The organism is Bacillus sp. XT-2 (assembly GCF_025696525.1).
Classification (GTDB): domain Bacteria; phylum Bacillota; class Bacilli; order Bacillales; family Bacillaceae; genus Bacillus; species Bacillus halotolerans.
This window is the reverse complement of the sequence record NZ_JAHVOC010000003.1, coordinates 37644-55055: the sequence shown is the minus strand read 5'-3', so window position 1 is coordinate 55055 and position 17412 is coordinate 37644. Positions and strand designations below refer to the sequence as shown.

Sequence of the window (17412 nt, the reverse complement as noted above, 5' to 3'; positions counted from 1 at the left end):
TAAGGAGGCTTTGCGCCTCCTTATTTTTCGTCCTTCTGATCATTGGCTTCAGGAAACAATTCATCTGATGCCTCAGTTTGATATTGCAAGGTGTTATCTTTGACAGTCAGTTCGTTTCGGAATGTTTCATCCAGCACATTTTTCAGTAAATACCGGTGAAAAAAATATTCAAAAACAGTAAGGCAGACAGACGCAATCAGAGCGGCTGCAAACGGTGAGAAACCGTTTCTAGTTTGCGTTTCAAGAAAGACCCAAAGAATAACGAGTGAAAGTCCGAAGTCAGCCAGTGAAGCTATCATATTGCTGGTTCTCGGCAAGATCAGGATGTCACCGGAAAGGTATGTTACAAAGCTTAAGAAAAATGCAATAAACAGCACACTTAAAAAGGAAGCATGGTAAACTCTATCCAAAATCACATACAATAGGGCAAGAGTTAAAGCTGTCTTAGAAGCAAGAGCGATAATATGTTTCATTTGATCACCTATATTTGTGGCAAATCTTTAGCGGTATCTGCAGCCTCAAGATCGACACTTATTTGCTGAGTTAAATCTTTAGAATGATAAAAACCCTTTGCAGCCATATAATGAAAAATTTGTTCATGGGTATTCATCGCGTCATGTAAATATTGCTGCAGCGTTTCCCTGACTTCTGGGGAAGAAGATTCTGTGATGGCAGCTGCAATATTCCTTACGCCTGTCTTTGCCGATATTAAAAAATCCGTTGCGATCACTTGTTCGGTCATGCTGCCCATTCCGGCTAATTTTTGAAAGAACTCATTCACGCTTGTTCACCTCTCACTGACAGCAATTCCTGCAAACGCGCAACCTGCTGTTTTGTTTTTTGAGCATCCTGCTCAAGAATACTCTTTAATTCTTCATCTTGTACAAGTCCCGTCATGGTTGAAGATTTTGTCAAACAAAGATTCTTAAACGTAAGCAATTCGTGCAATTCCAACGTTTCATGAAGGCCGTAGCCATTCATAACGGTCATTCCCTTCTGAAGTAATATGGTTTATTTTGAACAAATTGCTTTTGTTTACACTGGTATTTTTTGCTGGTCGTTTGAAACTTTCTGGCTGCAATGCCCGTACACAAGGGGTGGGATGAGCTTCTGTTAAAATAATCAATTATTCACTGGTTTTTAATCATCTATCTTTAAATACTAAGGAGGAGACACAGTGGAGATCAAAGGGATCAATCACTTGTTATTTTCTGTTTCTGATTTACTGACTTCCATCGAGTTTTATCAAAATGTCTTTGATGCTAAACTGCTGGTTAAAGGAAAGAGCACTGCATATTTCGATTTAAACGGCATATGGCTGGCTCTCAACGAAGAGCGTGACATTCCCAGAAATGATATTAACGCTTCTTATACCCATATCGCTTTTACAATTGAGGAAAGCAAGTTTGAAGAAATGTCCGCAAAATTAAAAAACCTTCATGTTACTATTTTGTCTGGGAGAGAACGAGATGTACGTGATCGAAAATCAATTTATTTCACTGATCCTGACGGCCATAAATTTGAATTCCATACAGGAACTCTTCAAGACAGACTTCAATATTATAAGCAAGCTAAAACCCACATGGATTTTAACGATTGAAAAAGTACGGGAAACAGAGTAACAGGGAATATACATATTTATCTTCTGGGGTTAATATATGGTAAAGGAGGGGGATTGCAGTTGAGAAATAAAATATTGCTCATGACAGCTGTTTTGCTATGTGTTTTTGGAACCGGGACCATTCATGCAGCAACTTCACATTTTGAGCATAAAACCGACTTTATTCTAAATGACGGAACAAAAGCGCTTTATGTAGAAAACATTAGTGATGTACCGGCAATGGATTATTTTTTAGGATACCAATTTACGATATTAGGAGTGAACACTTGTTCAGTTAACATTAAGCTTCAGCGAATGGGACTTGCAGGGGATTATACTACGTTAAGCACAAAACAATTCACCGGTAATTGGTTTGACTTTAGCGCTCACGATAAGGTTTCCATTGAACCTTATCACCGGTATCGAATATTAGCTGAAGAACATTCAGAAAACTGTGCAAGTGTTCATGTAAAAGGCCGCTATGGTGTAGAATATTTTAATTTTGATTGATGCTCACATTTTTGAAAAGAAGTGAGCTTTTTTTGCGGAATAAATTAACTAAATAAACTATGTACTAAATATTCAGTATATTTCTTTTTGCCTCGCTCAATATAAAAGAGGAGAGTATAACTCATCTTTTCACGTCCGAAAATCGAAACATTTATAAGAAAAGAACGTCTAATTTTTTAAACAGCACTTTTTTTAAAAAAGTTTCGTTAAGGAAAGAAAATTTCTTGACTTCAACAATTGAATGATGGATAATTATGGTGTAAACATGATGTTCTTTTTCCTCCTATTCAGGTTCGCACCTAAGCCAGGGCGAGCCTGCTTTTTTTAAAAAACAAAACCCCCACTCCGCAAAGGAAGAGGGGGTTTATTCTTTGTAACTGATAGTTCAATAGTTTAATGGACAGTTCTGAACACACCAATTACTTTTCCTAATATGCTGACATTCTGCAGTATGATCGGAGACATGGTTGGATTTTCAGGCTGTAAGCGAATGTGTGTATCCTCTTTATAGAAACGTTTTACCGTAGCTTCATCATCTTCTGTCATCGCCACTACGATTTCACCGTTATTCGCCGTGTTTTGCTGTTTTACAATAACATAGTCCTTATTAAGTATACCTGCGTCAATCATACTGTCACCCATGATCTCCAGCATAAACACATGCTCATCCGGAGGAACCATACGGTCAGGAAGCGGGAAGTATTCTTCAATGTTTTCAACCGCTGTAATAGGTGAGCCCGCCGTTACTTTTCCGATTACCGGTACATTAACGACTTGGCTTTTTGGAATCTCTACTTCTTCATCCAGAATTTCTATCGCTCTTGGTTTTGTCGGATCGCGTCTAATCAGCCCTTTTGTTTCCAAACGGGCCAAATGGCCGTGGACAGTAGAACTGGACGCGAGGCCGACAGCCTCTCCGATCTCTCTAACCGAAGGCGGATATCCTTTTGATTTAACCTCTGCTTTAATAAAACGGAGGATATCAAGTTGCCTTTTTGATAGCTTCGTCATTTTTTGCACCTCTAAACGTCGATTTTAAATAGATTATAGCATGATTTTCCTGACAGTACAAACATAGGTTCGAAGAAAACAATTGACAGAAACATTTGTTCGTATATACTGAAATTATAAAAAGCGAACAAACATTCTTGTCGGAGGTTGTTATCATGAATAAAGAATCTATTATTTTTGTCGGCCTGTTCACTGTGATTCTAAGCGTGGTTATCCTTCTGTTGTCATATACAAGCAGCGACCAGGAGCTTAATCAATATGTTAAAATAAAAGTTCAGTCTGGGGATACGCTCTGGTCGCTTGCTGATCAGGTGGATGACTCAAAAAAGATAAATAAAAGTGATTTTGTTGAATGGGTAGCTGAAAAAAATAATCTCCAGACGTCTGAGATTCAGCCGGGGGATGAATTGGTGATTCCATTAAAAAAGGAACACCCGGCTGCATACGAACTGGCTACTGTTAAATAGAGAGGAAAGGTAGAAAGGTGAAAGCACTCATTTATGCCCGAGTAAGCACAAATAAAGAACAGCAAGAAACCTCATTAAAGCGGCAGGAGGAGGAGCTTACGGCCATTGCTGCCGAGAACGGCATGGAAGTCGTCAAAGTGATTTCTGAAAAAGCCAGCGGATATGAAATGGACCGGGATGGTGTATTTGATTTGCTTGATCATATCAAGAATTCAAATATTGATGTGATTTTAGTTCAGGATGAAACAAGACTCGGCCGGGGAAACGCGAAAATTGCACTTCTTCATTGTATTTACAGGGAAGGTGTGAAAGTATATACGACCGCTCACAGAGGTGAGCTGGAGTTATCAGAGGCTGACTCTATGGTGCTGGAAATCGTCAGCATTGTGGAGGAATACCAGCGGAAAATCCACAACATAAAAATTAAACGCGGAATGAAACGCGCAGTGAAAAATGGTTTTAAGCCACAAAAGAACCTGAAAAACCAGCATGAAAACAGCGGAAAAGAAAGAATAGAAGTTCCGATCTCGGAGATTGTCCGGTTGAGAGCGAATAAACTGACGTTTGCTGAAATCGCGGCTACGTTGAGAGGTTTTGGCTATGATGTGTCAAAGGCGACAGTCCATCGGCGTTTTCAGGAATACATAGAGAATGAGCAGACAGGCGAGTGAATCAGTTGTAAAACTCCTCTTGTTTTAGTAGTATATAGACAAAATGCAATAAAGGAGTTTATCATGATTTCAAACGAAAAAATTGCCAGAATCAATGAACTTGCCGCAAAAGCTAAAGCTGGCGTTATTACAGAAGAAGAAAAAGCTGAACAGCAAAAGCTCCGTCAAGAGTACCTAAAAGGATTTCGTTCTTCTATGAAAAACACATTAAAAAGTGTAAAAATCATTGATCCTGAAGGCAATGACGTAACACCTGAAAAGTTAAAAAGAGAAAAAAATAATAACAGACTTCACTAATATAAGAGGAATACGGCAATATCGTATTCCTCTTTTGTATATACTACAAACAACAGCGCTTTCTTCAAGCGACAAAATTCATCAAGTTTCTCTCAAATTTAAGCTGAAACAGTTGAGAAAAAGTCGTCAGACATTTATGATGAAAGGGTACAACATATAAGGAAGGGGATTTTTATGGATACAATTGAAAAGAAATCAGTTGCTACCATTCGCACACTATCAATAGACGCTATTGAAAAAGCAAACTCTGGTCACCCTGGTATGCCTATGGGGGCAGCGCCAATGGCATATACGCTATGGACAAAATTTATGAATGTAAATCCGGCAAACCCTGGGTGGTTTAACCGCGACCGTTTTGTTTTATCTGCGGGACACGGATCAGCACTTTTATACAGCATGCTTCATTTAAGCGGGTATGATCTTAGCATTGAAGATCTTAAGGGATTCCGCCAGTGGGGCAGCAAAACACCGGGGCATCCGGAATTCGGACATACAGCCGGTGTTGATGCAACAACAGGGCCGCTTGGACAAGGAATCGCAATGGCGGTCGGAATGGCTATCGCAGAACGCCATTTAGCCGAAACTTACAACCGCGATTCATTCAATGTAGTCGATCACTATACATACAGCATTTGCGGTGACGGCGATTTAATGGAAGGTATTTCTTCTGAAGCCGCTTCACTTGCAGGCCATCTTCAGCTTGGCCGTCTGATCGTATTATACGATTCTAATGACATCTCCTTGGACGGAGATCTGGATCGTTCATTCTCTGAAAACGTGAAACAGCGTTTCGAGGCGATGAATTGGGAAGTTCTTTACGTTGAAGATGGAAACAATATTGAAGAATTATCTGCGGCAATTGAAAAAGCACGCCAAAACGACAAGAAACCTACATTGATTGAAGTAAAAACGACAATCGGTTTCGGTTCTCCTAACCGTGCCGGCACTTCCGGTGTTCACGGTGCTCCGCTTGGCAAAGAAGAAAGTAAATTAACAAAAGAAGCTTATGCATGGACGTATGAAGAAGATTTCTACGTTCCGTCAGAAGTATATGAGCATTTCGCAAAAACAGTAAAAGAATCCGGCGAGAAAAAGGAACAGGAATGGAATGACCAATTCGCTAAATATAAAGAAATTTATCCGGAACTCGCTGAACAGCTTGAGCTGGCTATCAAAGGAGAACTTCCGAAAGACTGGGATCAAGAGGTGCCTGTTTATGAAAAAGGAAGCAGTCTGGCATCCCGTGCCTCTTCAGGTGAAGTTCTGAACGGCCTTGCGAATAAAATTCCGTTCTTTGTCGGCGGTTCTGCAGACTTAGCAGGATCAAACAAAACGACGATTAAAAATTCCGGTGATTATACAGCGCTTGATTACTCAGGAAAAAATTTCTGGTTTGGTGTTCGCGAATTTGCTATGGGTGCAGCCTTAAATGGTATGGCGCTTCACGGCGGACTTCGTGTATTCGGCGGAACATTCTTTGTCTTCTCTGATTACTTGCGTCCGGCCATTCGCCTTGCAGCATTAATGGGTCTTCCTGTGACATATGTCTTTACTCACGACAGTATCGCGGTCGGTGAAGATGGACCGACTCACGAGCCGGTTGAGCAGCTTGCTTCATTACGGGCAATGCCTAACCTTTCTTTAATCCGCCCTGCAGACGGTAATGAGACAGCAGCGGCTTGGAAGCTTGCGGTGCAGAGCACAAATCACCCAACAGCGCTTGTATTGACACGTCAAAACCTTCCTACAATCGACCAAACAGCTGAAGAGGCATTGGCTGGTGTAGAAAAAGGTGCATATGTTGTTTCTAAGTCTAAAAACGAAACACCTGACGCTCTTCTCATCGCTACGGGCTCAGAGGTTGGCCTCGCAATCGAGGCACAGGCAGAATTGGCAAAAGAAAATATTGATGTTTCTGTCGTCAGCATGCCTTCAGTAGATCGTTTTGAGAAACAATCGGATGAATACAAAAACTCCGTGCTTCCGTCAGATGTGAGAAAACGTCTTGCGATTGAAATGGGCTCATCATTTGGCTGGGGCAAATACACAGGGCTTGAAGGAGACGTGCTCGGTATTGACAAATTCGGCGCCTCCGCTCCTGGCGAAACCATTATCAATGAATACGGCTTCTCAGTTGCAAACGTTGTGGATCGAGTCAAAGCATTAATCAATAAATAAGTTTTTCAAAGGGGATGAGTCAAATCATCCTCTTTTTCTTGTTTATCCGACAAAAATAGTATTGGCTGTTTAACAGTAATAGACAATTCTTTCTTCTCTTCTTTTGTATAATAGAATGCAAATGAAATGCTGCTGGAAAAGGGGATGAGAAGATGGAACGTCACTACTATACGTACCTGATCAAAGAGGAATTTGCCAATCACTATTTCGGGCGGGAATCGGTTATGTTTGATCTGTTTCAAGACTATCATTGGACAAGCCTGACGAGGCAGCAGTATGAAATGACAGAGAAACAAATTCAATATATTACGAAACCCATTCCGATTTTACATATGCATCAGCGGTTAAAAATGAATTTGAACAATACAAACTATACACAGCTGGATTATATTTATAGATTATCTCTCCCAAAAGCAAAGGGACAAGCGTCTTTTATGATGAAAGAACACATGATTGAAATTGTTGCTAACGGAGATTACGAGGCGGAAACGATATTTTTTGAAGTTCTTCGCAAAGTAAGCCCTTGCTTTCTTGCAATGGATTTCAATACGAAGCGGTATGGGTGGTTAAATCCGGTGAAAGAAAGAAATTTTGTCTAAAACCGAAGAAAAAGAGATGTAAATGTTGTATAATAGCTTTTGGTTTAGTACACTTTAAACTAGACAACATGAAGGAGGAAATAAAATGACTTTATGGGTTGGCATCCTAGTGGGCGTTGTTGCACTGCTCATAGGTGTTGCACTCGGGTTTTTTATTGCTCGTAAATATATGATGAGCTACCTTAAAAAGAATCCGCCTATTAATGAACAAATGTTACGCATGATGATGATGCAAATGGGAATGAAACCTTCTCAAAAGAAAATCAATCAAATGATGAAAGCCATGAATAATCAAACGAAATAATACGTAAAGATTATGATATAGAGAAACATGGTTATAAAATAAAAAACCCGATAAAGGGTTTTTTATTTTGCAATCATTCATCACCCGCTACTGCTCGAAGGCGCTGCTTTTGATATTGTATGAGAAGATGGTCAAGCTCCTGACTGAGTTCTATCGTAATATGAGATGTCATTCCGTTCGCCATGACAATTTGCAGCAGCTCTGCTCTTTTTTTTTCAATTTCATTTAATAGATGCTCTCTAATCACAGGGATGTATCCTTTCATACATTAGATCTTCAAAAGTGAATGTTTATATTATATCCATATTTATACTAATTTTCAAATGAGAAGGAGTACAATGTCTCAATGTCAAATTAAATTATATAAGTTTTTTTTGAAAATAGAAATCCTTCGAGTGAAAGTGTTAAAAAAATGAAATGATTTTGTCATAACTTGAAGGAATGTCAAATCATGAAGGGATGATGACATGGGAGATGTGAATTATTTTCTGACATTCGGCGCGGGATTTTTATCATTTATTTCGCCTTGCTGCCTGCCGCTTTATCCGGCTTTCCTGTCATATATTACAGGAGTCAGCATGGATGATGTGAAAACAGAGAAACTATTGCTGCAAAAAAGAAGCTTGGCCCATACGCTGTTTTTTTTGCTGGGGTTTTCAGTGATTTTTATAGCTTTAGGATATGGAACATCTTTTATTGGAACCCTGTTTAGGGATTATCATGATGCCATTCGGCAAGTTGGCGCTTTGCTTATTATTTTGTTTGGTTTTATTACGCTTGGCGTGTTTCGGCCTGAGGTTATCATGAAAGAACGCAGAGTCCATTTTAAGCATAGGCCAGGCGGTTTTTTCGGTTCCGTTTTAATCGGTATGGCTTTTGCGGCCGGATGGACGCCTTGCACCGGTCCCATTTTGGGGGCTGTTATCACATTAGCAGGTACGAATCCTGGCTCAGCGATACCGTATATGATGCTATATGTTCTCGGATTTGCCGTTCCGTTTGTATTATTGTCGTTCTTCATCACGAAACTGAAGTGGATCAGGAAGAATCAGCTTTTGATCATGAAAGCGGGCGGTGTACTTATGATTGTTATTGGGGTCTTGCTATTTTTTGACTGGATGAACTTGATCATTATTTTGCTGTCGGATCTTTTTGGTGGATTTACAGGTTTCTGACTGTTAAATTACTTTTGCACTACTACTAATCCTTTTGTTTTTGGTACAATAAGACTATTACCTGAGGAATTCGATTTTTGGAGGGGAATATGACAAGAGTTTTAGTTGTAGACGACGCCAAGTTCATGAGAGTAAAAATCAGAGAGATCTTGGAAGAGGCAAATTACATAATAGCAGGCGAGGCGGCGGACGGCGAGCAAGCGGCTGACCTGTATAAAAAACTTCGGCCGGACTTAGTGACGATGGATATAACGATGCCGGTGAAAAACGGCATTAAGGCGCTCCGTGAGATCATATCCTTTGACCCTAAAGCAAAGATAATCATGTGTACGGCAATGCGCCAGCAAAGAATTGTTACAGAAGCCATTGAACTTGGGGCCAAAGATTTTATTGTCAAACCGTTTGAGGAGTCCAAAGTATTAGAAGCTGTCAACCGCGTTATGGGAAATTGATAGTCATTTCTTTTCAAAATGGTTTTTTTTATTGTTTTGGAGTATAGTATATAGTGTCAACACTCCGAGAAAACAAAGGAATGATAAGTATGATGATTATAGTTTCATCAATTGTTGCTGTTTTAATGGCTGCAGCTGTGATGGTGGTCAGAATTAAGTCTTCCGATAAGCCCGTTTCACCGAAAAAAATCATTCTCCCGCCGATTTTTATGAGTACGGGGGCGTTAATGTTTTTATTTCCGGTTTTTTGGGTAACGGGTGAAGAGTTTTTAGAAGCGATCACTTTAGGCGTGATTTTCTCTATTTTTCTTATAAAAACTTCAAAGTTTGAAATTAAAAATAATGAAATTTACATGAAACGCTCTAAGGCATTTGTCTTTATATTAATCGGCCTTTTAGTGATCAGAATTGTGATGAAATCAATTTTAAGCACATCGGTTGATTACGGCGCACTGAGCGGAATGTTTTGGATTCTGGCTTTCGGTATGATTGTGCCGTGGAGAATCGCCATGTATCTGTCATACCGAAAACTTCAAAGCGAGCTTCAGTCAGCAGACATTCAAATGAATTAAAAAACCTTTCCTCCTTGCGGGAAAGGTTTTTTATTTAAGAAAGGCCTGATAAGGTTCAATATCGATTTTCTTGTCTCTTAGATGTTTCTTTAAAAAGGTATGGTCTCTTTTCGGAGTAGCCAGGATATAACCTTTGATAATAAGCCGCTGATCAATCGCTGCTGCGTTTTCTTTTAATGCCAGCTCTCCGATTTTTCCGGCAATTTTTGCTCGAGCTATATCTCTGAACAGCTCCGGAACAGGTGTGACCAATTCATCGAGAAATTGTTTGTTTTCATTGCTCCATAGATGTCTGCTGTTTTCAATATAGTAATCCTGCCAATCCAGCTCAGATTTGCCGTCCTCTTTTGGTAAACGCTTTAAAAACTTTCGAAACATAAAAAATCCGCCGATTGATAACAAGACAATCATCGTGATCACCCAAAACAGAATAAACCACAAAAACCAGCCTTCCAGCATCAATCATTCCCCCTTATACTAACCATATTGTATATGAAGAAAGAATAGAAGAACAATGTTTAAAAAAAATAGAAAAAAATGATAGACGTCTAGTCAAAAGAGATGGTAGATCATATTCTATTGTATAGTGAATCTGCTATTTGGCCATGGGAGAGTCACTAGAGGGTATTTGACGATAAATGGACGGAAAAAAAGTCACTTTCATTATAGGGGATGAAAGTGACTTTTGATTTTAGCTGAGAGGGAATTGAAGAGAAAAAGAAGAGCCATCATTCGTCTCTTTATTGACGGCAACTGTGAGAATTTGATTTTCGCATTCAGTCTCAATCGACTTGTCATTCAAATAAAAAGGAAGCATCATTTGTTTTTCAAGAGTCTGTTCTGAGGATTTAACCGTCAGGATGAACTCACATCCGGACAAGGTAATTGTGATTTGTGTCGGCTGTATAGCCGACAGATCTGCTTCAATAATATATTGCTGACTTGTTTCATATAGATCAATAGGTAATGTTTCGTCGTACCAGGCGAACGGATCTTCAAAAAATTGCCGAAGCCATTCCTCCATGCCATCGAAATCATTAGCATCGTTTCGTTTTGAATGGGTCATGGAAGCATTCCTCCATATATCAACCTTGCTTTAGCTTATGCAGTTGGTCAGAAATGGGTGAACGCATAAAAAAACAGACGCTAAGGTCTGCTTTTATTACATATCATGGCTTGAATTGTGCTTTTGTCTTGTGTGATTTCTGTTTTTCACTTTCTTGCTTCCGCTGAGGGGTTCCGGCTGACCCGGATTGTGTCCTTTAGGAGCGTTTTTATGCATATCTTTACTTGTATTTTTATTGGTCATAAAATGAGAACCTCCTTAAAAGAGTTCAACGTTATTGATTGGTTTTTCTTTTTTTGTTATTTTGGCGTTCTGCTTCAGTCAGTACAAGCTGATCGTTTTCTACATAGCCGGCGCCTTTGCCTTGGCTTTTCGCGTCATTCATCCCATTTATTACGTGATTTGCTTTTCGTTTGACCATCATTATCACCTCAATCATAATATGGCTTCTTTCAATGAGGAATATGAGAGAGTGCAGACAGTAAAATTTCCCGCTTTTTTGCCCTGATAAGCCGATCTTATTGTATTTAATAAAAACATTGATATTTACTTATGTATGATTTTGTTTTAATATGAAATTGTGAGAAAATTGTGATGGAATGTAATGTTCATCTGAGAATGAACTGATCTGAAGGGGGATTTTGGAGAATGGCAAACGAGCAAAAAACTGCAGCACAAGACGTTTTCCAAGCGAGAAAATCGTTTACTACAAATGGGAAAACTTATCATTACTACTCTTTGAAAGCATTGGAAGATTTGGGGATCGGAAATGTGTCGAAGCTTCCTTATTCCATTAAAGTTCTTTTAGAATCTGTATTGCGTCAAGTGGACGGATTCGTCATCAAAAAAGAACACGTGGAAAATTTGGCAAAATGGGGAACTGCCGAGTTAAAGGAAATCGATGTTCCGTTTAAACCATCACGCGTTATTTTACAAGATTTCACTGGGGTACCGGCAGTAGTTGACCTTGCTTCATTACGTAAAGCAATGGCAGCTGTCGGCGGAGATCCTGACAAAATCAACCCTGAGATTCCTGTTGATCTTGTCATCGACCACTCTGTACAGGTTGATAAAGCGGGCACAGAAGATGCTCTGGCTATTAATATGGACTTGGAATTCGAAAGAAATGCAGAGCGTTACAAATTTTTAAGCTGGGCAAAGAAAGCGTTTAATAACTACCAGGCAGTACCGCCAGCAACAGGTATCGTTCACCAGGTAAACCTTGAGTTCTTGGCAAGTGTTGTCCACGCAGTCGAAGAAGACGGAGAACTGATTACGTATCCTGATACGCTGGTAGGAACTGACTCGCATACAACAATGATTAACGGAATCGGTGTTCTCGGCTGGGGTGTCGGCGGAATTGAAGCGGAAGCCGGAATGCTTGGGCAGCCTTCTTATTTCCCTGTTCCTGAGGTAATCGGCGCGAAACTCGTCGGAAAGCTTCCGAATGGAACAACAGCCACTGACTTGGCGTTAAAAGTGACACAAGTACTGCGTGAAAAAGGCGTAGTCGGTAAATTTGTTGAGTTCTTCGGACCGGGAGTTGCTGAACTGCCGCTGGCAGACCGTGCGACAATCGCTAACATGGCTCCGGAATACGGTGCAACATGCGGATTCTTCCCTGTAGATGAAGAAGCTCTAAATTATCTGCGTTTGACAGGCCGCGATGCTGAACATATTGACGTAGTAGAAGCATACTGCAGAAGCAACGGCTTGTTCTATACTCCAGATGTAGAAGACCCGCAATTTACTGATGTCGTTGAAATTGATTTGTCTAAAATTGAAGCAAACCTTTCCGGTCCAAAACGTCCTCAGGATTTGATTCCGCTTTCTGCTATGCAGGAAACGTTTAAAAAGCACTTAGTCAGCCCTGCGGGTAACCAAGGATTCGGATTAAACGCCGAAGAGGAAGACAAAGAAATTAAATTTAAATTGCTTAACGGCGAAGAAACAGTCATGAAAACAGGTGCAATCGCTATTGCTGCGATTACAAGCTGTACAAATACATCTAACCCATACGTCTTAATCGGCGCCGGCCTTGTGGCGAAAAAAGCGGTTGAATTAGGACTCAAAGTGCCTAACTACGTGAAAACATCACTTGCACCGGGTTCTAAGGTTGTTACAGGATATCTTGTTAATTCAGGCCTTCTTCCATACATGAAAGAGCTTGGTTTTAACCTCGTCGGATACGGATGTACAACATGTATCGGAAACTCAGGTCCGCTTTCACCGGAAATTGAAGAAGCAGTTGCGAAAAATGACCTGTTGATTACGTCTGTTCTTTCTGGAAACCGTAACTTCGAAGGACGTATTCATCCGCTTGTGAAAGGTAACTATCTTGCTTCTCCGCCGCTTGTAGTAGCTTATGCGCTGGCTGGAACAGTGAACATTAACCTGAAGACGGATCCGATCGGTGTCGGAAAAGACGGACAAAAAGTGTACTTCAACGATATTTGGCCGTCAATGGACGAAATTAATTCACTTGTTAAACAAACTGTTACACCGGAGCTCTTCCGCAAGGAGTACGAAACAGTATTCGATGACAACAAACGCTGGAATGAGATTGAGACAACAGATGAAGCGCTATACAAATGGGATAATGAGTCAACTTATATCCAAAACCCGCCATTCTTCGAAGAAATGTCAGTTGAACCAGGCAAGGTTGAACCTTTAAAAGGCCTTCGTGTTGTCGGTAAATTCGGCGATTCAGTCACAACCGACCATATCTCTCCTGCAGGGGCAATCGGAAAAGATACACCTGCCGGAAAATACTTGCAAGCAAAAGGTGTGTCACCTCGTGACTTTAACTCCTACGGTTCACGCCGCGGAAACCATGAGGTTATGATGAGAGGAACATTTGCAAACATCCGCATCAAAAACCAAATCGCGCCGGGCACAGAAGGCGGATTTACAACGTACTGGCCGACTGGTGAAGTGACATCAATCTATGATGCCTGCATGAAATATAAAGAAGATAAAACAGGCCTTGCCATCTTAGCGGGCAAAGATTATGGTATGGGATCTTCCCGTGACTGGGCTGCAAAAGGAACAAACCTGCTCGGCATTAGAACTGTAATTGCTGAGAGCTTTGAAAGAATTCACAGAAGTAACCTGGTATTCATGGGTGTGCTCCCGCTTCAATTTAAACAAGGTGAAAATGCGGATACACTCGGCTTAAGCGGTAAAGAAGTGATCGAGGTGGATGTTGATGAAAGCGTACGCCCTCGTGATATCGTTACAGTAAGAGCAATTGATGAAGACGGAAGTGTAAAAACATTTGAAGCACTTGTGCGCTTCGATAGTGAAGTTGAAATTGATTATTACCGCCATGGCGGAATTCTGCAAATGGTGCTTCGCGAAAAAATGAAGCAATCATAATGTATGAAGAAGAGAAGGCAGCCTGCTTTCTCTTCTTTTTATGAAATAAGATAGCTCCGGGGGTGAATTTATGCTGAAAAAATGGGTGGCAGGAATCCTGTTGATTGGGCTTGCCGGATACATGTGCTGGAACATCTATCAGCAATTTAGCAAAAAAGAAATAGGCATTGAAGAGGGACAGCAAGCGCCTGACTTCACTCTGAAAACGCTATCAGGAGAAAGGACCTCTTTATCAGATGTCAAAGGCAAAAAAGTTCTGCTTAACTTCTGGGCAACTTGGTGCAAACCGTGCCGACAGGAAATGCCGGCGATGGAGGAACTGCAAAAGGAGCACTCAGATGTAGCGGTTATTGCAGTTAATTTCACTTCAGCTGAGAAAAGCGAGAAACAGGTGCAAACCTTTGCTGATACGTATCATTTAACCTTCCCCATTTTGATTGATAAAAAAGGAATTAATGCTGACTATAATGTGTTTTCATACCCAACTACGTATATTTTAGATGAAAAAGGCGTGATTCAAGACATACATATCGGGACCATGACAAAAAAAGAGATGAAAGAAAAACTGGATCTTCATTAGATTCAGTTTTTTTATGTGCAAACATGCTTACAAATTTTCAGAATTGGAAAAAATAAAAGAATACGCGGAGGTGAGAAGAGTGAAGAAGATGAGAAAACGTTCTTTTCATGAGCTCGTCATGGAAAACAAAAAAGAGCTGATGACGAATACGGAATATTTAAATCAGCTTGAGGAAAAGCTTGAACAGCGATTTAAGCAAAAATAACCTTTAATTTGTATTCATGTTTGCCCCTCCTTTTGAGAATCCTATTTGTTGAGGAGGGATAAACATGGGAAACAACAAGAAAAACGGTCAGCCTCAATATGCTCCAAGCCACTTGGGTACAAAGCCTGTTAAATATAAACGCAATAAAGGGGAAAAAATGCACGATACTTCTGGTCAGCAGCCAATTATCATGCAGACGAAAGGCGAATAGCGCCGGATTGATTTTATTCTAGGAGGTCCATCCAATGACAAAAAACCAAAATCAATATCAGCAGCCCAATCCTGACGACCGTTCCGATAACGTAGAGAAACTGCAGGATATGGTCCAAAATACAATCGAAAATATAGAAGAAGCAAAGGAATCAATGGAGTTTGCTTCAGGAGAAGATAAGCAGCGCATCAAAGAAAAAAACGCAAGACGGGAAGAGAGCATCGAAGCATTTCGCAATGAAATTCAAGACGAATCCGAAGCGAGAGAAAACGGATACCGTTCGTAAAAACCAGGGAAACCTGGTTTTTTTCTTTCTGATTTGGATGTGGTAAAATGGGGCTAAACTGATTAAGGGAGCAGAGTATCTTGCATGTATCAAAAACAGAAATAGAAGTGCGTTACGCCGAAACAGATCAAATGGGGATCGTGTATCATGCGAATTATCTTGTTTGGATGGAGGTCGGAAGGACGGCACTCATTAAAGACCTAGGCTTTTTGTACAGTGATATGGAAAAGAAAGGCGTGCTTTCTCCAGTCGTTGATATCAATATTTCCTACAAAAAACCCCTCCACTATGGAGAAACTGCGGTGGTGCACACATGGATTGAGGAATACAACGGCTTTAAAACCATATATGGCTACCATATTTATAATCCGGCTGGTGAGCTATCTATTCAAGCGAAATCATCTCATATTTGTGTGGATAAAGAAAGTTTTAAACCGATTCAGTTTCGTAAGGCTTTCCCCGATTGGCACGCAGCATATGAAAAGGCCAAAAAATAGGAAGTGAATGACATATGGCATTTGGCGTGAAACGGGAGGAAGTTAACCGCTGGAAGAAGGCAGTCAAAAGAGGGGAAATCGCATTTTTAACACATTATTGGCTGGATGACCGTTTCCCCGAATCTAAAACCGTGACAAAAGCAGGCTGTGCAGATATTGATAAGCTGGTTCAATGGGGTGCGGCGTACGGTTTGAAGGAAGAATGGATACATAAAAAAAGCGAATTTCCCCACTTTGATCTTTTGGGCGAGACGCAAAAATATATCTTAGAACAAGAAAATCTGACCGACCATCTCACTCGTTTTCATTTATAAAAAAGAACGCATATAATATGCGTTCTTTTTCTTAATGGTATTCAAATACAGGCTCATCAGCAGACTCTGAATAGCTGACGAGAAGATCATGGTTGTCAAAGTACCAAAGATCACTTTCTTCAATAAAGAAGGTGATGCCGCCGACTTCTGCCGTGACTCCTGCTTCTTGAGGAGCATCTTTCGCCACTCCGAGAGAAAAGCCTTTTTGAACGTTGCTGCAGCCGCCATAGCGGACGAAAAATCGAACTTGGTCTCCGTTTTGTAAATCGAGCTCTTCTTTATACCAATTCAGCGCGTCTTCGTTAACTGTCATATTCATAACAGGACCCCCTTTTCCCTTTGTTATCATTTGATTTTCTCTATTATAAACGTATAAGGCTATCTCGTGTCAAAATAGAAGTTTTTTAAACATTTATAACCATTTGACTTTAGGTTCTGTTTTATTGATAATTCGTTTGATATTCGCCCGGTGCCTGTATATTACAAAAACAGTAAGCAGCGTGACGACAATCAATAAATACTTATCATGTACAAAGAGACTATATATGATAGTATATATCCCTGTTAACATTGATGACAGAGAGACAAATTTAGTCAAGTATAAAAAGATGAAAAAGACCGCAACCATTGTAATGAATAACAGAGGTGCATAAAACAGCAAGACGCCTCCCGAAGTTGCTACGGCTTTGCCGCCTTTAAATTTGGCGAACACAGGAAACACATGGCCAAGAACCGCTATGACTCCCGCAAGGAGCGGATGAATATCAACATGCATGAGGTAAGGCAATGCAGCTGCCAGTGTCCCTTTTAAAATATCTCCGGCTATGACAACCGAACCAGCTTTTACGCCCAGTGTACGGAACGCGTTGGTAGCGCCTAAGTTTCCGCTTCCATGCTCCCGAATATCAATTCCCTTGGCAAGCTTACCTACGATTAAGCCAGATGGAATACTGCCTATCAAGTAGGCCAAAATAATCAATAAAGCAATTAACATCTACATTTCTCCTTTTTCAATGTCCCTAATCTCTATTTTAACATG

General features: G+C 40.4%; 29 protein-coding genes. 18 read left to right on the top strand and 11 right to left on the bottom strand.

Annotation, left to right across the window (positions count from 1 at the left end; all coding sequences use genetic code 11):
* Positions 1 to 20: 20 nt before the first annotated feature.
* From KXD37_RS10205 to KXD37_RS10195, 3 genes are read right to left on the bottom strand one after another with little or no spacing between them, the layout of a single operon-like run.
* On the bottom strand, positions 21 to 473 hold the full coding sequence (locus tag KXD37_RS10205; RefSeq protein WP_095713920.1) for a YndM family protein: 453 nt from the start codon (positions 471 to 473) through the stop codon (positions 21 to 23).
* 8 nt (positions 474 to 481) lie between these two features.
* Complete coding sequence (locus KXD37_RS10200) at positions 482 to 781, bottom strand: spore coat protein (RefSeq protein ID WP_059335692.1); 300 nt, start codon at positions 779 to 781, stop codon at positions 482 to 484.
* A complete protein-coding gene (locus KXD37_RS10195) occupies positions 778 to 981 on the bottom strand; it encodes a DUF892 family protein (protein WP_024121571.1) in 204 nt (67 codons plus the stop codon). Before KXD37_RS10195 ends, KXD37_RS10200 begins: the two co-directional genes overlap by 4 nt.
* Before the next feature lie 196 nt (positions 982 to 1177).
* Between KXD37_RS10195 and fosM the strand changes: the two genes are divergently transcribed.
* On the top strand, positions 1178 to 1600 hold the full coding sequence (gene fosM / locus KXD37_RS10190) for a FosM family fosfomycin resistance protein (RefSeq protein ID WP_106021651.1): 423 nt from the start codon (positions 1178 to 1180) through the stop codon (positions 1598 to 1600).
* An 81-nt stretch (positions 1601 to 1681) separates the two neighbouring features.
* Entirely contained in the window at positions 1682 to 2110 is a 429-nt protein-coding gene (locus KXD37_RS10185; RefSeq protein WP_024121573.1) for a hypothetical protein, read from the top strand.
* A gap of 393 nt (positions 2111 to 2503) precedes the next feature.
* Here the strand turns inward: KXD37_RS10185 and lexA are convergent, their stop codons facing one another.
* Positions 2504 to 3121, bottom strand: a complete 618-nt coding sequence (gene lexA / locus KXD37_RS10180) for a transcriptional repressor LexA (protein ID WP_263463512.1) — start codon at positions 3119 to 3121, stop codon at positions 2504 to 2506.
* Positions 3122 to 3276: 155 nt separating this feature from the next.
* Here lexA and yneA point away from each other — a divergent pair, with 155 nt between their 5' ends.
* From yneA to KXD37_RS10150, 6 genes are all read left to right on the top strand, one after another.
* Positions 3277 to 3588, top strand: coding sequence for a cell division suppressor protein YneA (gene yneA / locus KXD37_RS10175; protein WP_059291742.1), 312 nt, complete (start codon positions 3277 to 3279; stop codon positions 3586 to 3588).
* A gap of 17 nt (positions 3589 to 3605) precedes the next feature.
* Positions 3606 to 4259: a recombinase family protein gene (locus tag KXD37_RS10170; RefSeq protein WP_263463511.1), complete on the top strand. Its 654-nt coding sequence runs from the start codon at positions 3606 to 3608 to the stop codon at positions 4257 to 4259.
* Positions 4260 to 4322: 63 nt separating this feature from the next.
* Positions 4323 to 4556 (top strand): DUF896 domain-containing protein, encoded by a 234-nt coding sequence (locus KXD37_RS10165; protein ID WP_024121576.1) that lies wholly within the window; start codon positions 4323 to 4325, stop codon positions 4554 to 4556.
* Between the two features lie 174 nt (positions 4557 to 4730).
* Positions 4731 to 6734, top strand: a complete 2004-nt coding sequence (tkt, locus tag KXD37_RS10160) for a transketolase (protein ID WP_105954358.1) — start codon at positions 4731 to 4733, stop codon at positions 6732 to 6734.
* A 152-nt stretch (positions 6735 to 6886) separates the two neighbouring features.
* A complete protein-coding gene (gene sirA, locus KXD37_RS10155) occupies positions 6887 to 7333 on the top strand; it encodes a sporulation inhibitor of replication protein SirA (protein ID WP_095713923.1) in 447 nt (148 codons plus the stop codon).
* 85 nt (positions 7334 to 7418) lie between these two features.
* Positions 7419 to 7637, top strand: a complete 219-nt coding sequence (locus KXD37_RS10150) for a YneF family protein (RefSeq protein ID WP_003221221.1) — start codon at positions 7419 to 7421, stop codon at positions 7635 to 7637.
* 73 nt (positions 7638 to 7710) lie between these two features.
* On the opposite strand, the gene ynzD is transcribed toward KXD37_RS10150, so the two are convergent.
* A complete protein-coding gene (gene ynzD / locus KXD37_RS10145; protein WP_024121579.1) occupies positions 7711 to 7884 on the bottom strand; it encodes an aspartyl-phosphate phosphatase YnzD in 174 nt (57 codons plus the stop codon).
* Positions 7885 to 8104: 220 nt separating this feature from the next.
* On the opposite strand from ynzD, the gene KXD37_RS10140 reads away from it, so the two are divergent.
* The 3 genes from KXD37_RS10140 (at position 8105) to KXD37_RS10130 (ending at position 9836) form a co-directional block, all read left to right on the top strand.
* On the top strand, positions 8105 to 8812 hold the full coding sequence (locus tag KXD37_RS10140) for a cytochrome c biogenesis protein CcdA (protein ID WP_095713924.1): 708 nt from the start codon (positions 8105 to 8107) through the stop codon (positions 8810 to 8812).
* A gap of 89 nt (positions 8813 to 8901) precedes the next feature.
* Positions 8902 to 9264 (top strand): response regulator, encoded by a 363-nt coding sequence (locus tag KXD37_RS10135; protein ID WP_010334411.1) that lies wholly within the window; start codon positions 8902 to 8904, stop codon positions 9262 to 9264.
* An 80-nt stretch (positions 9265 to 9344) separates the two neighbouring features.
* The gene (locus tag KXD37_RS10130) at positions 9345 to 9836 is read left to right on the top strand and encodes a CcdC family protein (protein ID WP_081638316.1); all 492 of its coding nucleotides are present in this window, start codon (positions 9345 to 9347) and stop codon (positions 9834 to 9836) included.
* Between the two features lie 30 nt (positions 9837 to 9866).
* Here KXD37_RS10130 and KXD37_RS10125 read toward each other — a convergent pair whose 3' ends face one another.
* From KXD37_RS10125 to sspO, 4 genes are all read right to left on the bottom strand, one after another.
* Positions 9867 to 10295, bottom strand: coding sequence for a DUF2621 domain-containing protein (locus KXD37_RS10125; RefSeq protein WP_127695120.1), 429 nt, complete (start codon positions 10293 to 10295; stop codon positions 9867 to 9869).
* 232 nt (positions 10296 to 10527) lie between these two features.
* Positions 10528 to 10920: an outer spore coat protein CotM gene (gene cotM, locus KXD37_RS10120; protein ID WP_081638313.1), complete on the bottom strand. Its 393-nt coding sequence runs from the start codon at positions 10918 to 10920 to the stop codon at positions 10528 to 10530.
* A gap of 78 nt (positions 10921 to 10998) precedes the next feature.
* The gene (locus tag KXD37_RS10115; RefSeq protein WP_003221237.1) at positions 10999 to 11145 is read right to left on the bottom strand and encodes a small acid-soluble spore protein P; all 147 of its coding nucleotides are present in this window, start codon (positions 11143 to 11145) and stop codon (positions 10999 to 11001) included.
* 31 nt (positions 11146 to 11176) lie between these two features.
* Positions 11177 to 11323, bottom strand: coding sequence for an acid-soluble spore protein SspO (gene sspO / locus KXD37_RS10110; protein ID WP_003221239.1), 147 nt, complete (start codon positions 11321 to 11323; stop codon positions 11177 to 11179).
* Positions 11324 to 11550: 227 nt separating this feature from the next.
* Between sspO and acnA the strand changes: the two genes are divergently transcribed.
* The 7 genes from acnA to KXD37_RS10075 all read left to right on the top strand — a co-directional run bounded on the left by acnA (position 11551) and on the right by KXD37_RS10075 (position 16373).
* Positions 11551 to 14280, top strand: coding sequence for an aconitate hydratase AcnA (gene acnA, locus KXD37_RS10105; RefSeq protein WP_103671503.1), 2730 nt, complete (start codon positions 11551 to 11553; stop codon positions 14278 to 14280).
* Between the two features lie 70 nt (positions 14281 to 14350).
* Positions 14351 to 14860: a redoxin domain-containing protein gene (locus KXD37_RS10100; protein WP_024121585.1), complete on the top strand. Its 510-nt coding sequence runs from the start codon at positions 14351 to 14353 to the stop codon at positions 14858 to 14860.
* A gap of 79 nt (positions 14861 to 14939) precedes the next feature.
* Positions 14940 to 15065 carry an FbpB family small basic protein gene (locus tag KXD37_RS10095; protein ID WP_003244964.1) on the top strand — a complete coding sequence of 42 codons (126 nt, stop codon included), beginning with the start codon at positions 14940 to 14942 and terminating at the stop codon, positions 15063 to 15065.
* A gap of 64 nt (positions 15066 to 15129) precedes the next feature.
* A complete protein-coding gene (gene sspN, locus KXD37_RS10090; RefSeq protein WP_024121586.1) occupies positions 15130 to 15276 on the top strand; it encodes an acid-soluble spore protein SspN in 147 nt (48 codons plus the stop codon).
* 34 nt (positions 15277 to 15310) lie between these two features.
* Positions 15311 to 15562 (top strand): small acid-soluble spore protein Tlp, encoded by a 252-nt coding sequence (gene tlp / locus KXD37_RS10085; protein ID WP_105991921.1) that lies wholly within the window; start codon positions 15311 to 15313, stop codon positions 15560 to 15562.
* Positions 15563 to 15642: 80 nt separating this feature from the next.
* Positions 15643 to 16059, top strand: a complete 417-nt coding sequence (locus KXD37_RS10080; RefSeq protein WP_024121588.1) for a YbgC/FadM family acyl-CoA thioesterase — start codon at positions 15643 to 15645, stop codon at positions 16057 to 16059.
* 14 nt (positions 16060 to 16073) lie between these two features.
* Positions 16074 to 16373, top strand: coding sequence for a hypothetical protein (locus KXD37_RS10075; RefSeq protein WP_010334420.1), 300 nt, complete (start codon positions 16074 to 16076; stop codon positions 16371 to 16373).
* Positions 16374 to 16404: 31 nt separating this feature from the next.
* Here KXD37_RS10075 and KXD37_RS10070 read toward each other — a convergent pair whose 3' ends face one another.
* Together KXD37_RS10070 and plsY are read right to left on the bottom strand one after the other, a co-directional pair.
* Positions 16405 to 16692 carry a HesB/YadR/YfhF family protein gene (locus KXD37_RS10070; protein ID WP_024121590.1) on the bottom strand — a complete coding sequence of 96 codons (288 nt, stop codon included), beginning with the start codon at positions 16690 to 16692 and terminating at the stop codon, positions 16405 to 16407.
* A 93-nt stretch (positions 16693 to 16785) separates the two neighbouring features.
* Entirely contained in the window at positions 16786 to 17367 is a 582-nt protein-coding gene (gene plsY, locus KXD37_RS10065; RefSeq protein WP_127695116.1) for a glycerol-3-phosphate 1-O-acyltransferase PlsY, read from the bottom strand.
* Between the last annotated feature and the right edge of the window lie 45 nt (positions 17368 to 17412).

Bases quoted from the DNA above. Each gene is read 5' to 3' on its own strand.
- KXD37_RS10205 (WP_095713920.1), bottom strand. From the start codon at position 473: ATGAAACATATTATCGCTCTTGCTTCTAAGACAGCTTTAACTCTTGCC.
- KXD37_RS10195 (WP_024121571.1), bottom strand. From the start codon at position 981: ATGAATGGCTACGGCCTTCATGAAACGTTGGAATTGCACGAATTGCTT.
- lexA (WP_263463512.1), bottom strand. From the start codon at position 3,121: ATGACGAAGCTATCAAAAAGGCAACTTGATATCCTCCGTTTTATTAAA.
- yneA (WP_059291742.1), top strand. From the start codon at position 3,277: ATGAATAAAGAATCTATTATTTTTGTCGGCCTGTTCACTGTGATTCTA.
- KXD37_RS10165 (WP_024121576.1), top strand. From the start codon at position 4,323: ATGATTTCAAACGAAAAAATTGCCAGAATCAATGAACTTGCCGCAAAA.
- tkt (WP_105954358.1), top strand. From the start codon at position 4,731: ATGGATACAATTGAAAAGAAATCAGTTGCTACCATTCGCACACTATCA.
- sirA (WP_095713923.1), top strand. From the start codon at position 6,887: ATGGAACGTCACTACTATACGTACCTGATCAAAGAGGAATTTGCCAAT.
- KXD37_RS10150 (WP_003221221.1), top strand. From the start codon at position 7,419: ATGACTTTATGGGTTGGCATCCTAGTGGGCGTTGTTGCACTGCTCATA.
- KXD37_RS10140 (WP_095713924.1), top strand. From the start codon at position 8,105: ATGGGAGATGTGAATTATTTTCTGACATTCGGCGCGGGATTTTTATCA.
- KXD37_RS10135 (WP_010334411.1), top strand. From the start codon at position 8,902: ATGACAAGAGTTTTAGTTGTAGACGACGCCAAGTTCATGAGAGTAAAA.
- KXD37_RS10130 (WP_081638316.1), top strand. From the start codon at position 9,345: ATGATAAGTATGATGATTATAGTTTCATCAATTGTTGCTGTTTTAATG.
- KXD37_RS10125 (WP_127695120.1), bottom strand. From the start codon at position 10,295: ATGCTGGAAGGCTGGTTTTTGTGGTTTATTCTGTTTTGGGTGATCACG.
- KXD37_RS10115 (WP_003221237.1), bottom strand. From the start codon at position 11,145: ATGACCAATAAAAATACAAGTAAAGATATGCATAAAAACGCTCCTAAA.
- sspO (WP_003221239.1), bottom strand. From the start codon at position 11,323: ATGGTCAAACGAAAAGCAAATCACGTAATAAATGGGATGAATGACGCG.
- acnA (WP_103671503.1), top strand. From the start codon at position 11,551: ATGGCAAACGAGCAAAAAACTGCAGCACAAGACGTTTTCCAAGCGAGA.
- KXD37_RS10100 (WP_024121585.1), top strand. From the start codon at position 14,351: ATGCTGAAAAAATGGGTGGCAGGAATCCTGTTGATTGGGCTTGCCGGA.
- sspN (WP_024121586.1), top strand. From the start codon at position 15,130: ATGGGAAACAACAAGAAAAACGGTCAGCCTCAATATGCTCCAAGCCAC.
- tlp (WP_105991921.1), top strand. From the start codon at position 15,311: ATGACAAAAAACCAAAATCAATATCAGCAGCCCAATCCTGACGACCGT.
- KXD37_RS10075 (WP_010334420.1), top strand. From the start codon at position 16,074: ATGGCATTTGGCGTGAAACGGGAGGAAGTTAACCGCTGGAAGAAGGCA.
- KXD37_RS10070 (WP_024121590.1), bottom strand. From the start codon at position 16,692: ATGAATATGACAGTTAACGAAGACGCGCTGAATTGGTATAAAGAAGAG.
- plsY (WP_127695116.1), bottom strand. From the start codon at position 17,367: ATGTTAATTGCTTTATTGATTATTTTGGCCTACTTGATAGGCAGTATT.